Here is a 15,780-nt window from a genome sequence, read left to right as displayed (position 1 = left end):
TGAATATATATAATGATTACTTATGATTTATAAGGAACTCATAAATTCTTTGTAAATCATCAAGATGTGAAACTTGAATATGAACTTTCTTCTGCTCTAAACCTATTATAAGAATACCATCTTCAGATAAGTTCATTGCTTTTATTCTATCGTAGGAAATAAAGGTATTGGCAAAATAAAAACCAGTTTGTTTAAAGAATAGCTTAGGTGTTCTAATAAACGCCAAGTAGACTGACATAAATATAGTAATCATTAATAAATAAGTGGTTAATAAATTACCATGTCGAACAATATTTGTATAAATTACAATACAGATTAAGACAATAAAAATAATGGCATCAACGCGATGTTTTCGTTTTAAGTTAATTTTTAATAGCGTTTTCCCTTTTAGCAAATGCTGAATAAATTCATCATAAATAGCATATACAAGCATGATCAAAATGATAATGGCGAGAATAACATCATTTAAAGTCATTGGTGCGCCCTTGACTAAGTAAACATATGGCAAAGCTTAAAATTAAAAAAGGGAGGCCGCAACCTCCCGAGTAAAATATTATGAGAAAATTATGGCGCCAAGAATTTCAGCCAAGCACCTAAAATACCCAAACCGAAGAAGCCAATAATAATCCACAGCGCATTGACTTTACGGCGTAATAACCACATACACCCAAATGTAAGCAGAAGAGGGACTAAGCCTGGCATTAATTGGTCAAGGATCATCTGGACGGTTGTAATATCTTCAACACCCGTGGTTTGGTTTTTAATGCGCGAAACCTCGAGCGGGATATTCACATGGGTCCATTTGTTCACAAGGGCCCCCATAACGAATAAACCGAGTATCGATGCTCCCTCCGTCAGTTTTTGCAGGAAGCCACCACCCATATCTTGAACAATATCAATCCCTTTCTTATATCCGTATGCAACACCATAGTAACGAGTTAATAAACGAACTAGGTTAAACAAAACGAAGAATAGGACAGGGCCAAGTAAGCTACCTGTCATCGCGATACCCGCACCTAATGCTGCGAATACAGGGCGAACAGTTCCCCAGAATATAGGGTCACCAACACCCGCTAAAGGCCCCATCAAACCAACTTTGATACCGTTTATTGCACCATCATCAATATCAGCACCATTGGCACGTTGCTCTTCCATCGCCATGGTCACACCAAGAACAGGAGCCGCAACATATGGGTGGGTATTAAAGAACTCAAGGTGACGTTTAATCGCTTGTTTTCTATCGTCATTATTTTCTGGATAAAGACGACGGATAACAGGCACCATTGAGAAACAAAAACCAAGGGCTTGCATCCGTTCAAAGTTCCAAGAACCTTGGAATAAGTTGGAACGCAGGAACACGCCGCGAATATCGCTCTGTGTCAGTTTCTTCTCTGTAGACTGAGTTGTATCAACCATGTTTGTGCTCCTCCTAGTCTAATTCGTTATCAAGGTTATTGTTGCTATTGCCTTGTGTGACAACAACTTGCGATTTGTTGTATTTTGGACTGAGCTGGATATACAGGACAGCCATAACCACACCGATAACCCCAAGGGCAACAAGGTTGAAGTTTGTAAATGCGGCAGTGACAAAGCCTAAATAGAAGAATGGCATTAAGTAGCCAGCACGCATCATATTGATAACCATTGCATAACCGACCACGACGATCATACCACCTGCAATGTTCAAACCGCTGGTCACAACTTCAGGAATGGAGCTTAATAAGTGTTGAACCTCAGACGTACCAACGGAAACAGCAACAATCAGCGCAGGGATTGCAACACGCATCGCTTGCAGCACTAATGCGCTGACGTGGATAATGCTTAGTGATGTTAGGTTGCCACTGATTGCAGCGCGGTCAGCCGCGTGCTGGAAAGCAACGGTGATAGTACGAACGATGATAGTTAATACTTGTCCCGCAGCGGCCAGTGGAATTGCTAAGGCAATACCTGCACCAATGCTTTGACCACCTGCGATAACTAAGATAGTTGAGATGATGGAGGCTAAAGCCGCATCAGGGGCAACAGCCGCACCGATATTCATCCAACCTAACGCGATCATCTCTAGCGTACCACCGATGATGATACCCGTTTTCATGTCTCCCAGAACGATACCGATAAGCGTACAGGCAACGAGAGGGCGGTGAAACTGGAATTCATCGAGAATTGACCCCATACCAGCGATACATGCTACGATGAAAACCAGTACTATTTGAACAACGGTAAGTTCCATTGTTTAATCTCCTGTAACCAACAAGTTTTAAAATCTGTTTGAGTAATGGTTTAAAAAGCAAAATTAAAAGTTTGATAACACATTATTTTTTGAGCTTATTGATTAAGTCCATCATGAAGACTTTACTGTCAGATGAAACTTTACGAACTTCTAACTCAATATTTTTGTCATTCAAATAATTAAAGGCATCAATGTCAGTTTGGTTGATAGAAACGGCATTGGTTACCATGGTTTTACCTTCATGATAGGCCATACCACCAATATTGACGGATTTAACTTCTACGCCTTCCTCAACAATACGTTTTACGTCAGTCGGGTTAGTAAATAATAACATTACACGCTCACCCGCATATTTCGGGTTGTTATAGACGCGGACACATTTTGCAACGTCAACAACGTGAGCAGTGACACCTGGAGGCGCAACTTGTTTTAACAGTGTTGAACGGACTTGGTCTTTGGCGACTTCATCACTAACGACGATAATACGTTTGACTTGGGTCTCTTTTGTCCAGCGCGTTGCAACTTGGCCATGAATTAAACGGTCATCGACGCGAGCAAGGGCGATCACCATATGTTCGCCAGGTCCCGCTTTTCTGGCAGGAGCTGGAGGTGGGGTACTTGCAGCAGCAGGTGCAGGTTGTGCTTCAACTTCTTTAAATTTGAATGGACGAATTCCGCCACGACCCGTTTCTAATGCAACAGTGATAAGCTCATCCAAAGATGGGTCATCATCGCGGCACATGAAGGTTTCAACCAGCATTGGGACATTCACACCAGTGATAATATCGTAATTATCATCTTCATTCACAATACGGCTAGCAGCGTTGAATGGGCTACCTCCCCAAGTATCGACAAGGAATAGCACCCCTTTTGAGGTATCTAAATCCGTTAACTTTTGAGTGTATTTTTCAAACAGGGTGTCTGCGTTTTCCCCAGGGATAAAGTCAATAAACGAGACATTGTCTTGCTCGCCAATTAACATTTCGGTGGTTCGGAGAAGCTGCTCAGCGGCGACTCCGTGGGTACCAATCATAATAGCTATACTCACTATTTTTCCCTCATTGATAGATAAAACGAAATATTATCTGTAGATAAATTGGACACTAAAGTTAGACTCCTTTTTATCAATTTCCCCTGTATCATAATATTAGCTGAATAATGACAATTTACTTATGGCGGTCACGAGTCAGCTATTTGAATTATTAGTATGAAGTACATTTGTAGCATATCATTTTGTTTTAACCTAAAAACTTGTTTCGCGTCAGAAAAATAAGAATATACCTAAAATCACTTAATAATTTGCAATTATTATCTTTTTATTTGATTTTTATTGAGCTAATGTCGTGATAAATAATTATTTTCCAGAGTAAATTATTGTTATCGGTAACAAAAATCGAATATAAAAGTGTTTGGTATTGATTTTTTGAGTAAAAAATAGACTGTTTTGTATGATAAATATTAATCAGAGAGAACTAACAAAATTGGTTTTTAGAATAAAATAGTCTTGATTTGAGATTGAACACATAGTCGAAATTGAATGGAATAAGGTGAAAATCGTTGGGCTAGTATGGTGAATTGATTAAAAAAATTTGTTGGTAATGCGGGGGCTTAGTGAATAAAAGTGAATAATATTGTATGGGAGAGGAAGAAAAAACGCCCTTCGAATGAAAAAAAGGGCGCTTTGTAGGAATAAACAGGCTTAATCAGTCACATTGCACTTTGATAGCTAAACCACCGCGAGAGGTTTCACGGTATTTTGCGTTCATGTCTTTGCCTGTTTCATACATGGTTTCAATCACTTTATCCAATGAGACTCGAGGCTCACTGGTTCTACGGATAGCCATTCTTGCTGCATTGACTGCTTTAACGGAGGCTATTGCATTGCGTTCGATGCAAGGGACTTGAACTTGACCTGCAACAGGATCACAAGTAAGACCTAAGTTGTGTTCCATGCCTATTTCAGCGGCGATACACACTTGCTCTGGGCTACCGCCGAGTAATTCTGCTAGGCCAGCAGCGGCCATCGAACAAGCAACACCAACTTCACCTTGGCAACCCACTTCTGCACCTGAAATAGACGCATTCATTTTATAGAGAATACCAATAGCGCCAGACGCTAAGAAATAACGTAGATAAAGTTCAGGTGTAACTGGCTCAATACAGTGGTTGTAGTAAGCCAAAACAGCAGGAACAATCCCACATGCTCCGTTAGTTGGGGCAGTAACGACACGTCCACCCGCCGCATTTTCCTCATTTACTGCGAGGGCATACATATTAATGAGGTCAATGACATTCATTGGGTCATTCGATAACTTGCTTGATGATGTGACCACACGGTTTAATGCAGGCGCACGACGCGGTACGCGTAATGGGCCAGGTAACACACCTTCTGTATTTAAGCCCCGTTCAATACATGCTTGCATGGTATGCCATACATCTGCGAAATAGTCGTCAATCTCTTCTTTTGAGTGAAGGTCGAGTTCATTTTTCATCATCAGGCTGGAAATTGATAAACCTGATTTTTTGCAATTTAGCAACAATTCATTTGCTGAATTAAATGGATAAGATACTGGCTTGCTATCAACCGTTGATTCACCGAAGTGTTCTTCATCAACGATAAATCCGCCACCAATTGAATAATAGGTTTTAGTATAAATTTCGTCATTTCCTGCAAATGCATGAATAGTCATGCCATTTTCGTGTAGCTCTAGGTTATCCTGACGGAAATTCATGCCACCTTCACGTGGAAAATCAACTGATTGAGCTCCATTCGCTAAAGGCAGTTTTTCGGTGTCTTCTACCGTTTTGATAAAAGTTGGGATAGATTCAATGTCAACGGTGGCAGGTAAGTTACCTGCCAGCCCCATAATAATGGCGATATCAGTATGGTGCCCTTTACCAGTAAGCGATAATGACCCATAGACGTCAACAGAGATACGGGTGACGTTAGGTAATAGATTCTTGCTCACTAAATCATCGACAAATTCTTTACCAGCTTTCATTGGACCAACGGTATGAGAGCTTGACGGGCCAATGCCCACTTTAAACATGTCGAAAACGCTTATCACGCAGGACTCCTTAAAAAAAGTTGAAAATAGAGTGCTTTATTTTAAAAGGCGCTACTTTACTGTTATTTAGTAGTGTTAACCAGTAAGTTTAAAGTATTTTTTGAAATAAGGTAGTTGCTTAGGAATAATTGATTGTAAATAGCACAATCTGCTTGTGTTTTGCTTTAAATTTATACAGCCACATTAAAAAAATTAGGAATGATAGAGAGCAGATAAAAGTCAATGTAAAATTTTTGTTTGAAAAATTAATTTTATTCAGTGGTTTATATTGCAAGGGTTAATCTAGTTGCAATGCTAATTGATGAAGAATGGATGCAGTTAAACCCCAAACGAGATGGCCGTTATACCAATAGAAAAAAATTCGATTTTCACGGCCTGAGCGTTTGATATCCACATATTTATGTTGTCGCAATGACAGTGCATCAAAAAGTGGAACTTCAAAGATAGAGGCGACTTCACTAGGGTTTGCTTGATATTGAATATTGGCAGGCAGCAAGCCAACAATGGGGGTGACCTCATAACCACCATAACTTTGCAACGGTGCTAATTGCCCCAGTACCTTCACTTTTTCCGGTGGGATGGCGACTTCTTCAAAAGTTTCGCGCAGCGCAGTATGAATTAATGAGCCATCTTCAGGATCTTTTGCGCCACCTGGAAAGGCTACTTGCCCTGCATGAGAACGTAAAAATGGTGAGCGCTGGGTCAGTAGCAGGGTTGGATTAGGTTTATTAATAATAGGTAATAAAACCGCAGCCGACTTACCCGTCTGGCGCTGTGCCTGACGGGTTGTCGGTAAAGTAAACTGAAAACGGTTGATAAAGTTATTCAGCTCGGTCATCCGAATTTAACGCTCCTAATAGAGGTAGAATAAGGCTCAATTTATCAAAAGTTTCTTGATATTCTTTGTCAGCTTGGCTGTCTGCCACAATACCACCGCCTGCCCAGCAGTAAATCTGCTTTTTATAGGTTAGTAAGGTTCGGATAGTGATATTGGTGTCCATATTGCCACAGAAACTAATATAGCCTATTGCGCCACAATATCCATGCCGTCGATGAGGTTCTAATTCTTCAATAATTTCCATTGCTCGAATTTTTGGTGCGCCTGTAATGGAACCGCCAGGAAAACAAGCTTGTAGTAGGTCGGTGGCTCGATATGGATTATCTAATCTTGCCGTAATTGTGCTCACGAGATGATGAACGGCAGGGAAGGGTTCAACCATAAACAATTCAGGCACTTTAACGGTACCTGGTTTCGCTACGCGTCCGATATCATTACGTAATAAATCAACAATCATTAAGTTCTCAGCGCGATCTTTAGGTGAGTTAGCCAGCTTTTGCGCTTGAGCCAAGTCGTCTTGTTCATCGTCTAAACGCGGAAGTGTGCCTTTAATCGGGCGGGTTTGGATATCGCCATCTTTCAATAAAATAAAGCGCTCAGGGGAAATGCTAATGACGGCATTTTCTGGTAGACGTATAAAGGAAGAGAATGGGGCGCCATTCGTTTCAAGCAAGGCTAGGAAAGCGTTCCATTCATCTCCTTTATATTTTGCTTTAAATCGCTGTGCTAAATTGATTTGATAACAATCACCACTACGCAAATATTCATGAATGCGAGCAATATTTTGCTGATACTCATCCTCGGTCATATTGGATTGCCAGGGGGTATTGAGCTTAAATTTATTTTTGCGGGGTGCTTTTTGGTTTTGCAACCAAGTTAGGCGAGCTTCAGCATCTTGATGACTAATTAATGTGACGGTTTTATCTTGGTGATCAACAATCAGCGCCCATAAATAGATGCCGACTGCCATATCGGGAAATGTTAATTCAGTTTTCGCAATTTCTGGGATTTTTTCAATACGGCGGCCAAGGTCGTAGCTCCAGATACCCAATGCCCCGCCATTAAATGGCAATGTATTATCCAATATTTGGTTTGCATGGTGCTTATCAAGTTGCGTTTGAAGCAAGGCGAATGGCGATGCTCCAGAAATAATAGGTTCTTGATTCTGTTCGGTAATTGTTGTTTGTGTTTGATAGGTTGTGAGTGTTGCTATTGGATCAGCGACAATAATATCAAAACGATTGTGTGAGTGTTTCGCATTGCCCGAGTGCAATAGCATCGCCCAAGGTTGGTGAGCGAGTGGCGTAAAATAATCGATTGCCGCTGTTGGGCTATATGGTAACTGAATTTTATTAATAATCATGGTGATAAGTTTATTTTTTCGCAAGTGAATCTAACCAGACTAACAGATATTCTTATCTTAATAATCGAAGAGATGTTAAAATCTTAAAGATTAATTTTAGTCTTTTATGAATGAGGTTTAAACCATGTTATCAGGGATCCCTGCACTTAATCATGAAGAACAGCAAGAAGCGGTGGAAAAAATTCACCAATTAATGGCCGATGGTATGAGTAGTGGAGAAGCAATCGCACTCGTTGCACAAGAAATTCGTGAGAAACATCAAGGTAAAGAGCAAGTGCATGTACGTTTTGATGATGAAAATTAATAATAAGTAAACATACTATTAACATCCATACATGAATCTGATAAATTAATATTAGTTAAGTCATTCTGTTTATTAATGTCGTTAGAAAATAATTCACAGACAACGCGCAAATTTAATACCTTCTTATAGGCTTAAATGAGCAGCTAAACTAATCAAAAATATTCACCTAATAATTAGGTGTCGGAGGAGAGTATGGAAGCGAATAAAAAAATAGCGATTGCTTTAGGAACGTGCGCTCTTGTTTTTAGTTCATTTGCGTTAAGTGTTAATAAGGAAGAAGGTAAGGCTGCACCATTTGTGAGCTGTGGCGCACTAACAGAGTCACAAATTGCGGCTCAGGTTAAAAGTGATTTTATGCATAATCGTCTACCACGCTGGACGGAAGAAAAAGCCGCACTAGGTAAAAAAGCCGTTGCTTGGGTTAATGATAATGAAGTAACTAAAACAGATACAGGCTACACAGTTCCCTTAGTGGTAAGAGGGGCAAAATCTGACCTCCATTATTCTGTTTCAGTGGATTGCCAAAACAATACAGTGACTTATAACACATCCAAATAATTTGGTTTTATTCAATTTCAAATATTTGCAATTGAATATCTGATAATGAAAAAGAGGGAGATGCCCCTCTTTTTTCTTAACGATTTCTGGGTTCGTATGGTAACCGCGAGAAATTTTGTGATAATTGGCGGTAATAGGCCAGCCTTTCTCTAAAATATTCCCTTAAATGCTCGGGTTGTTCCCGCTCCACAGCGTCGGCAAGAATGGCAATATTATAGCGTTCTTTGAATGCAACGCCTGATGCCAATAAGTCAACGTTAACCTTATCCATTTCATCTTTGGGCAATAAAGCAAGATTATGGCTCATTTTAATTCTCTATCACTTAATGGGATTTAGGAATATTGTAGCGATTAAATGAGAAGAAGTCTCAATTCTTATCGAAAAGAACGTGAAAATATAATCAAACTAATATAGTTTTATATTTAAGTAATGACTTTAAAAACAGAGAAAGATAATGAGATTGATTATTATTGTTTTTAGCAAAAGTTATTAATAATCAGTAAATTGGATTTTTTTGTTTTCAGAATGTTTTAGGGTTTTAATTATTGTAATACTGTGCATAATAGCCTCAGGAATATTTAAACATTAAGGTAAAAATATGTTAACTACTGATATGGTCAAAAAATTAAACGAACAATTAAACCTTGAGTTTTACTCTGCAAATCTTTATTTGCAAATGAGCGCTTGGTGTAGTGATAAAGGCTACGAAGGCGCAGCTGCTTTTTTAAAGGCACATTCTCAAGAAGAAATGGAACATATGCAGCGTTTGTTTGATTACCTTAGCGATACTGGCGCACTGCCATTATTAGGTCAAATTGCGGCACCACCTGTTGATTTTAAATCTATTTCTGATGTGTTCAATCAAACTTATGAACACGAACAATTAATTACTCGTGAAATTAATAAGTTAGCGCACCTAGCAATGACTACACAAGATTATTCAACATTTAACTTCCTGCAATGGTATGTCGCAGAACAGCACGAAGAAGAGAAATTATTTAAATCGGTGCTGGATAAACTGGATATGGTGGGTGAGTCTGGTAAAGCACTATTCTTATTGGATAAAGATTTGAAAAATATGTCAGCAGCTACACACATCTAATTTTGTGTTACGAATAGGTTATGGCTAAAATTCAACCTATCTGATGTATAAAGACCTTAGTAGGCTTATGGATAAAAGTGATTAATTTCAATGTTCATAAGCCTTTTTCTTTTCATTTTGTGTGAATACTCACAGGATGGACGCTTAAATCCCGTTTTTAAGCGGCACAAACTGTTTTTTTCCGTATAATGATTGGCAATTATTCTAAATTTACCTGCAAATTAAGAGGTTACTATGCCAATTACCCATATTAAATCTTCATGGCGCAAATTAAGTGCAATCGCTGTCTTATTTTTAGGGATGTCTTTCCAACAAGCTTTTGCCCACGCACATTTAAAAGACCAACTTCCAGCAGAAGGTGCCGCAATTGAGCAAACGCCTGAATCAATCACGTTAAATTTCTCTGAAGGTATTGAAGCTAACTTTACGAAAGTGTCTATCATCGGACCTGAAAAAAATATCGTTAAAACAGGAAAAGCGACATTAGACCCAAGTAATGACACCAAAGTCATCGTGCCTGTTGAAGGTAAACTGACTTCAGGGAAATACGATGTTAACTGGAGTGTTGTTTCAGTTGATGGCCACAAAACCAAAGGGACTTATAGCTTTACAGTGAAATAATATGTCACTGGACGCGTTTTATACCTTAATCCGTTTTATTCATTTTATTGCTGCAATATTGATGTGTGGAATGTCAATATTTGCAGCGTTGCTGAGTTGTGGGCAATTTAGTTATCTCATTAGCCGTTATTTGAATAAAGGGATCAACTTTTGTGCAGTCGTTACTGTTGTAACCATTTGGGGCTGGATGTTAGCACAAGCGGGCTTAATGGGGGATGGCTGGGAGGATGCAACAGATTGGGATATCTGGCAGGGCGTGCTGGGGACATCATTCGGTCAAATTTGGCGCTGGGAATTATTATTATCTGTAATTTTGTTGGTAGTTTTATTTATTAAGTCTATTAAGTTACGATTACACCTTGTTTTACTTCTTTCTATTCTTACTCTTGGCTTACATGCCTTCGTTGGGCATGCCGCGATGCAAGATGGTATCGTTGGCGGGCTTCATCGCTTTAATCAATTTATTCATCTTATTAGTTCAGCCTATTGGTTTGGTGGCTTATGGCCATTTTTAATCTGTATTCAATTTTTGCGGAATAAACGTGAACTTGTGGCTGGAATGGATGCGCAAATTATTAAGACAATGAAGCGATTCTCCTGTTATGGGCACGTTGCGGTTGTTTTAGTAGTTATCACTGGCGTCATAAGTGCGATAAGCATTTTGCCGCAATGGCCAATGGAGTATTCAGGCTCTGAATATCAATCACTACTTTGGTTTAAGATTATATTGGTCGTGGGAATGATAATGCTTGCATCTATTAACCGTTATTACATCGTGCCAAGGATCAAGCAAAAAGGGCAAGTTAATTATTTGATCATTAATAGCTGGGTCGAATTATTGTTAGGGACAATGGCGATTTTAGCAGTAGCCATTTTTGCCACGTATCAACCCGTGTAGCAAAACCATTTTATTTATTTGATAATAGCGAATTATTATCGCACTCGTTTAACAAGGTCATCTCAATGAAATCTAAACTCATTATTTGCTTCTTATTAGTTGGTGGAACAATTAGTACTGCTGTTGCTGCTCCCTTAACATCAGTTAGTAAAAAACAATTTGGTGATGATTGGCCCTTTACACGTGAAGAGGTGATGTTGGAATGCCGCACTAATGGTGCGCTGGTGGTGATCAATCCAGCCACATTAATGCAATATCCATTAAATGATATCGCTGCAACACAAATGAATAATAAAGAAATTAAAGGCCAACCAATCGATGTATTACTCAAGCCGATTGAGACTACGAAAAGTGTTGAAGAACGTGTTTTACCGTTAAAGGAAGCTGCTGCGAAATTGTGTGGTAGTAAGTAGGTATATTTAAGTTGTTTTTATCATTGAAAAGAGTGGGAAGCTAAAATAGTTGCTTGTTGAAATTTATCTTATATATCAATGAAGTAATTGATTGAAAGGTTTTATTGATTAATTACATAGGCATAACCTATTAAACAAATTGTTCAATATTAGAATATTAAACAATAAATTGTGTTAATAATATGTAAAATAATTGATAATTAATGTGGTAAGAACGTACATTGAAAGCTAGTATTAAGGTGTACTTTGTTACGTCTCAATGGCAATTTTAGCGCACGGCTCTGCCAGAGCCATTTCCCAAGGCCCGGTAATCGGAATCTACCAGGCCTCTTTTTTTGCCTATTGGTTTGCTTTCCCACATATTGACCCATCAATAATAAGCCAATCATCTTTGGATTAATCGCCTTATTGCCCAATAAGCGACTAAGCAACCTTCATAACCCAATGATGATTTTCTTTGTCATAACGGTGGCGATATAACAGCACGGGTTTTTCATCAATCGTTGCTGGAATACTCGTGTGTTCATCCCAACCGTCTAATTGCATACAAAAATCCGTATCAGAATCACAAGGGATACTCACTGTATCGCTTTTATGGGTCTCCATAACGGCATCATTGATTTCATAGGAAGATATTTTCAATTTAACTATACACATAATTACACCTCACTGATTGATTTTAGCTGTATAAATTCAGCCCAACGAGATTAAGCATAGTATAAATGGAATCTATTTCCAAAATATTTTTTTAATCCTTAAAAAGGAAAAGGTGCATTGTTGGGGTAACAAGCACCTTTGTAGTCGTTATTTTTTTGGAATGGAGGTTCCCCATTCCAAATAATCGCTTGGTGGCTCTAATTTTAGAATGAAGTGCTGTTCAGGCTTAGCGTTAGGGGAGAGCGGCACTGTTGGTGGGGTTGCAAACACAATGCCTCCTCGAACAAATTGTTTAAATGTTCCACTTTTGACGACACCTCCCGTTAAACCAAAGGAAAGGTTGAAGCCAGAAGATAGCCAAAATTGGGTATTGTCACGAACCAAATATTGGTATTCTTTACCAATACGAGTCGCAACATAAACACGATCGGAAAGCTCTCCCAAATATAATCCCGTCACAACGCCGACTTCTAAGCCCCTAAAGAGAATTGGCGTACCCACTTGGACTGAGCCTACATCAGTGGCATCAAGATAGACGGTTAAGCCATCAAGATAGCGTGAATCAGTAATATTGGCGGCTTGTAATTCAAATTGGTAACGATTTTTATTACTTCGGCCTGGCTCTGCACTAATATAAGGTTGAAGTAAACTGTCTAAATTATTTAAGCCAGCAGGTGACAGTTCTGGTGTGACAACAGCAAAGCGGCTACCTAATTTGGTAAATGTACTCACGTAATCAGGGTAGAGGATTGCCTTTGCTTGAACTTCGCGTTTATCTGCAGAGAGTTTTAAGGACTCAATCTGGCCGATATTAATCCCTAAATAGCGAATTGGCATCCCTTCAGAAAGTTTAGATGCGTCAAAAGTCGTTAATGTGACAACGCTACCAATGGCTTTTGCGGAGGTCTCATTGGGATATAATGTATGTTGACGGACTTTATTTACGGTGGAGCTATCAACGTTATCAAAGCTAATTGCTCCGCTAATTGCACGGCTGAGAGGCGCTGCTTGGACGGTTAATCCATTGCTGTTAAGTTCGACTTTCGCACCACCTTCAGCCCAAAAGATACTGTTCTCGGTAAGTAGATGGCGGTATTCACTGGAAATATTGACGTCGATGGCAAACCCTAACTTTGTTGGTTTAATGGCAATAATTTTCCCAACAGCAAATTGACGGTAAAGCACAACTGAGCCTGTTTGGATATCGGGTAAAGTGGTCGCGTTAAGTGTAATAGTTGTGGGTGGTGAAACTCCCAGAATACCCGCTTTGGCATTTTCGTCACTGCGATAGAGAGGGAAAGTATCAGGGAGTTTTTCTTGGCTGTTTCCGACAATTAAATGAAGCCCGCCTTCGAGCCATTCTTGCGGCGTAGCGCCTTGAAATTGCAATCCATTTAGCCCCAATTGAACATCAACACGGCTATTGGCGACAAACTTACTGTCTGCTCTTACTAGGTGGCGATATTCATCATAAATTGCAATATTAAAGTCAACTTTATCAGCACTTAAGTGACGTTGTAACACTTCGCCAATTTGAATACCTCGGTAAACAACGGGCTGCCCTTGATTGACGCCAAAAGTGTCATGAGCCCATAAGGTTAAATTCAGAGGTGATTTTGCGTTTTGCTTCGCTGCATTTGCCACCTCAGCATTACTTTGTAAGACAAACGATTGACCTTCTTCAGCTTGTGGACTGCCTTCTGGAGAGTCAAATGCAATGGCACCATTAATGACTGCAGAAAGACTTTCCATTTTGACACTTGCGCCAGACTTTAGGTCAAAATGGCCTTGCAAGCCTGAAACATTCCAAAATTGACTGTCTTTGCGCACTAAATTGGCATAGCGTTTTTGCACGATAGCGGAGATGGATACACCTTGGTTATCTGGCAAAACGGTATAATCTGAAATATGACCAACAGGCACTTTGCGGTAATAAATAGGCGAGTTTTCATTTAATGAACCTAAATCGGGAGCTGAAAGGTGGATGAGCAGCTCGCCTTGGTCAATATTTTGCTGAGGGGGCGTGTCTTGTGCGATAAAAGAAAATTGCTCAGATCCCGTACTTGGTAGCATACCAATATAGTTCCCACCAACAAGGGCATCGAGCCCTGAGACACCTGCAAGGGACGCTTTTGGGGTGACTAGCCAAAATTTAGTACCTGAATTCAAGGCTGAGCGCATATCTTTGTTTATACTGGCCGTGACAATGATGTTTTTCATATCTTTGCTAATCGCCACAGATTGCACTAAACCCACTTCAACACCTTGGTAACGAATAGGGGTACGATTCGCGACGACACCAGGAGCCGAGGTGAATTCAATGGTAATATCTGTGCCGCGCTCAACCCACTGTTGAAATAATAACCATCCAGCGATAAAGATGGCGACTAAGGGGAGCAGCCAAAAAGGCGAAATATGCACACGTCGGCGTTGTATCGCTTCTGCAACATCATCAGAAGGCTCATTTTGCGGGTTTTGTTTTTCCATAAGAATCCCAAATTAAACGGCTGTCTAACCATTCAACGGCTAAAATCGTTAGAATCACGGCGGTGCCAAAATAGAGAGCGGCAGGCCCCATAGTAAAGGACATTAATTGTTCTCGGTTAACGAGCGTCATCATCAGTGCGATGACAAATAAATCTAACATTGACCAACGGCCAATCCATGAAACAAACTTCAGGAGCTTCATGCGTAAGACGGGGTCAGTTTTGCTATTAAAATGAATCGAAAATAGCAACAAAATCATAATAATAATTTTAATAAACGGGACTAAGATACTGGCAATGAAAACAATAATTGCAATTGGCCAGTTACCCGAATCGATTAGCGAAACGACACCTGAGTAAATGGTATCCTCGAGTCGTTGACCATTTAAATAAAAAATGGAAATCGGCATTAGGTTAGCAGGAAACAATAACACCATGGCAGCAATCAGTGCGGCCCACGTTTTTTGTAAGCTATGAGGATCTCGATATTGCACCGGACAATGGCAGCGCTGGCACCTACCGTGTTTATTGGGTGGGCCTGTGTAATGGCAGGCTGTACAGGTCATTGCGTCGGCTTGCGAGTCTTTTTCTTCGATGGGATAAACGTTTTTCCATAGCAGGTCAAGGTTCATGTGGATGAGGATCAGCAAGCTCAAAATAGACATTGTGATAAAGGCAATCAGCCCGTGGCCGATAAATACACTAGCATAATCTTGCATTTTGATCGCAGCGATACCCAGTGCAATTAAGTAAACATCAAGCATGACCCATTCTTTTATATGGCCCAAGACCAATAAAATAGGCCTGAGGTTTAAGCCGATTTTTCGACCAACCTGTAACGATAAAATTAAAATGGGAAGTAGCAAAGGGGCGGCAATTGCACAAAAAGCCACTATACTGGCAGTAATGGGGTCACCTTGCTGGTTAATTAAGCGAATTCCTTCTATAACATTGGCGTTGATTTGGCTGCCCAATAGATGAATTGATATTAGTGGTTGCCAAAATGCAATGGGTGCAAGCATTAGCAGCGTGATGGCAAGGATAGACAGTCGATTTAATGACCATGAACGGCCGTCATTGAGTTGAGAGGCGCATCGTGGGCAAATAATAACCTGCCGCGGGCTAAATGGCGGCGTATGAATTTTTTGATTGCAGTGACGACAACGTTGCAAAATCAAGTCAGTATGATTAATGTGATTCATATTTGCTCATTTTAGGGTTTCGCCTAGATGTAATCTAGT

17 protein-coding genes are annotated in these 15,780 nt (G+C 39.9%); 6 read left to right on the top strand and 11 right to left on the bottom strand.

Annotated elements, in window-relative coordinates:
- Window positions 1-16 precede the first annotated feature (16 nt).
- The 7 genes from PSF27_RS10035 to pabB all read right to left on the bottom strand — a co-directional run bounded on the left by PSF27_RS10035 (window position 17) and on the right by pabB (window position 7,499).
- Entirely contained in the window at window positions 17-475 is a 459-nt protein-coding gene (locus tag PSF27_RS10035; RefSeq protein WP_272681391.1) for a DUF986 family protein, read from the bottom strand.
- 89 nt (window positions 476-564) lie between these two features.
- Complete coding sequence (locus tag PSF27_RS10030; protein ID WP_206086182.1) at window positions 565-1,416, bottom strand: PTS mannose transporter subunit IID; 852 nt, start codon at window positions 1,414-1,416, stop codon at window positions 565-567.
- 13 nt (window positions 1,417-1,429) lie between these two features.
- Complete coding sequence (locus PSF27_RS10025) at window positions 1,430-2,230, bottom strand: PTS mannose/fructose/sorbose transporter subunit IIC (RefSeq protein ID WP_206086181.1); 801 nt, start codon at window positions 2,228-2,230, stop codon at window positions 1,430-1,432.
- An 82-nt stretch (window positions 2,231-2,312) separates the two neighbouring features.
- Window positions 2,313-3,278: a PTS mannose transporter subunit IIAB gene (gene manX, locus PSF27_RS10020; RefSeq protein ID WP_272681390.1), complete on the bottom strand. Its 966-nt coding sequence runs from the start codon at window positions 3,276-3,278 to the stop codon at window positions 2,313-2,315.
- A gap of 655 nt (window positions 3,279-3,933) precedes the next feature.
- Window positions 3,934-5,298: an L-serine ammonia-lyase gene (locus tag PSF27_RS10015; RefSeq protein WP_272681389.1), complete on the bottom strand. Its 1,365-nt coding sequence runs from the start codon at window positions 5,296-5,298 to the stop codon at window positions 3,934-3,936.
- 277 nt (window positions 5,299-5,575) lie between these two features.
- Window positions 5,576-6,136 carry a CoA pyrophosphatase gene (locus PSF27_RS10010; RefSeq protein ID WP_206086178.1) on the bottom strand — a complete coding sequence of 187 codons (561 nt, stop codon included), beginning with the start codon at window positions 6,134-6,136 and terminating at the stop codon, window positions 5,576-5,578.
- Window positions 6,120-7,499, bottom strand: coding sequence for an aminodeoxychorismate synthase component 1 (gene pabB / locus PSF27_RS10005; protein ID WP_206086204.1), 1,380 nt, complete (start codon window positions 7,497-7,499; stop codon window positions 6,120-6,122). The genes PSF27_RS10010 and pabB overlap by 17 nt, the downstream gene beginning before the upstream one ends.
- Window positions 7,500-7,623: 124 nt before the next feature.
- Between pabB and PSF27_RS10000 the strand changes: the two genes are divergently transcribed.
- The gene (locus tag PSF27_RS10000; protein ID WP_206086177.1) at window positions 7,624-7,803 is read left to right on the top strand and encodes a YoaH family protein; all 180 of its coding nucleotides are present in this window, start codon (window positions 7,624-7,626) and stop codon (window positions 7,801-7,803) included.
- A gap of 192 nt (window positions 7,804-7,995) precedes the next feature.
- The gene (gene yebF, locus PSF27_RS09995) at window positions 7,996-8,361 is read left to right on the top strand and encodes a protein YebF (RefSeq protein ID WP_206086176.1); all 366 of its coding nucleotides are present in this window, start codon (window positions 7,996-7,998) and stop codon (window positions 8,359-8,361) included.
- Window positions 8,362-8,437: 76 nt separating this feature from the next.
- Here yebF and PSF27_RS09990 read toward each other — a convergent pair whose 3' ends face one another.
- The gene (locus PSF27_RS09990) at window positions 8,438-8,668 is read right to left on the bottom strand and encodes a DNA polymerase III subunit theta (protein ID WP_272681388.1); all 231 of its coding nucleotides are present in this window, start codon (window positions 8,666-8,668) and stop codon (window positions 8,438-8,440) included.
- A 292-nt stretch (window positions 8,669-8,960) separates the two neighbouring features.
- Between PSF27_RS09990 and ftnA the strand changes: the two genes are divergently transcribed.
- The 4 genes from ftnA to PSF27_RS09970 all read left to right on the top strand — a co-directional run bounded on the left by ftnA (window position 8,961) and on the right by PSF27_RS09970 (window position 11,396).
- Window positions 8,961-9,464 carry a non-heme ferritin gene (gene ftnA / locus PSF27_RS09985; RefSeq protein ID WP_206086174.1) on the top strand — a complete coding sequence of 168 codons (504 nt, stop codon included), beginning with the start codon at window positions 8,961-8,963 and terminating at the stop codon, window positions 9,462-9,464.
- A gap of 234 nt (window positions 9,465-9,698) precedes the next feature.
- On the top strand, window positions 9,699-10,085 hold the full coding sequence (gene copC, locus PSF27_RS09980; RefSeq protein ID WP_272539386.1) for a copper homeostasis periplasmic binding protein CopC: 387 nt from the start codon (window positions 9,699-9,701) through the stop codon (window positions 10,083-10,085).
- A 1-nt stretch (window position 10,086) separates the two neighbouring features.
- Window positions 10,087-10,983: a copper homeostasis membrane protein CopD gene (copD, locus tag PSF27_RS09975; RefSeq protein WP_206086172.1), complete on the top strand. Its 897-nt coding sequence runs from the start codon at window positions 10,087-10,089 to the stop codon at window positions 10,981-10,983.
- Between the two features lie 65 nt (window positions 10,984-11,048).
- Window positions 11,049-11,396, top strand: coding sequence for a DUF2511 domain-containing protein (locus tag PSF27_RS09970; protein ID WP_206086171.1), 348 nt, complete (start codon window positions 11,049-11,051; stop codon window positions 11,394-11,396).
- Window positions 11,397-11,819: 423 nt separating this feature from the next.
- Here PSF27_RS09970 and PSF27_RS09965 read toward each other — a convergent pair whose 3' ends face one another.
- The 3 genes from PSF27_RS09965 to yebS form a co-directional block, all read right to left on the bottom strand.
- The gene (locus PSF27_RS09965; protein ID WP_206086170.1) at window positions 11,820-12,053 is read right to left on the bottom strand and encodes a DUF1480 family protein; all 234 of its coding nucleotides are present in this window, start codon (window positions 12,051-12,053) and stop codon (window positions 11,820-11,822) included.
- Window positions 12,054-12,200: 147 nt separating this feature from the next.
- Window positions 12,201-14,540, bottom strand: a complete 2,340-nt coding sequence (locus PSF27_RS09960) for a PqiB family protein (protein WP_272681387.1) — start codon at window positions 14,538-14,540, stop codon at window positions 12,201-12,203.
- A complete protein-coding gene (yebS, locus tag PSF27_RS09955) occupies window positions 14,515-15,741 on the bottom strand; it encodes a membrane integrity lipid transport subunit YebS (RefSeq protein ID WP_272681386.1) in 1,227 nt (408 codons plus the stop codon). Before yebS ends, PSF27_RS09960 begins: the two co-directional genes overlap by 26 nt.
- Between the last annotated feature and the right edge of the window lie 39 nt (window positions 15,742-15,780).

The organism is Providencia sp. PROV129, assembly GCF_028482245.1.
GTDB lineage: Bacteria > Pseudomonadota > Gammaproteobacteria > Enterobacterales > Enterobacteriaceae > Providencia > Providencia vermicola.
The sequence above is the reverse complement of the archived record's forward strand: the minus strand, read 5'-3'. Positions and strand labels throughout refer to the sequence as shown.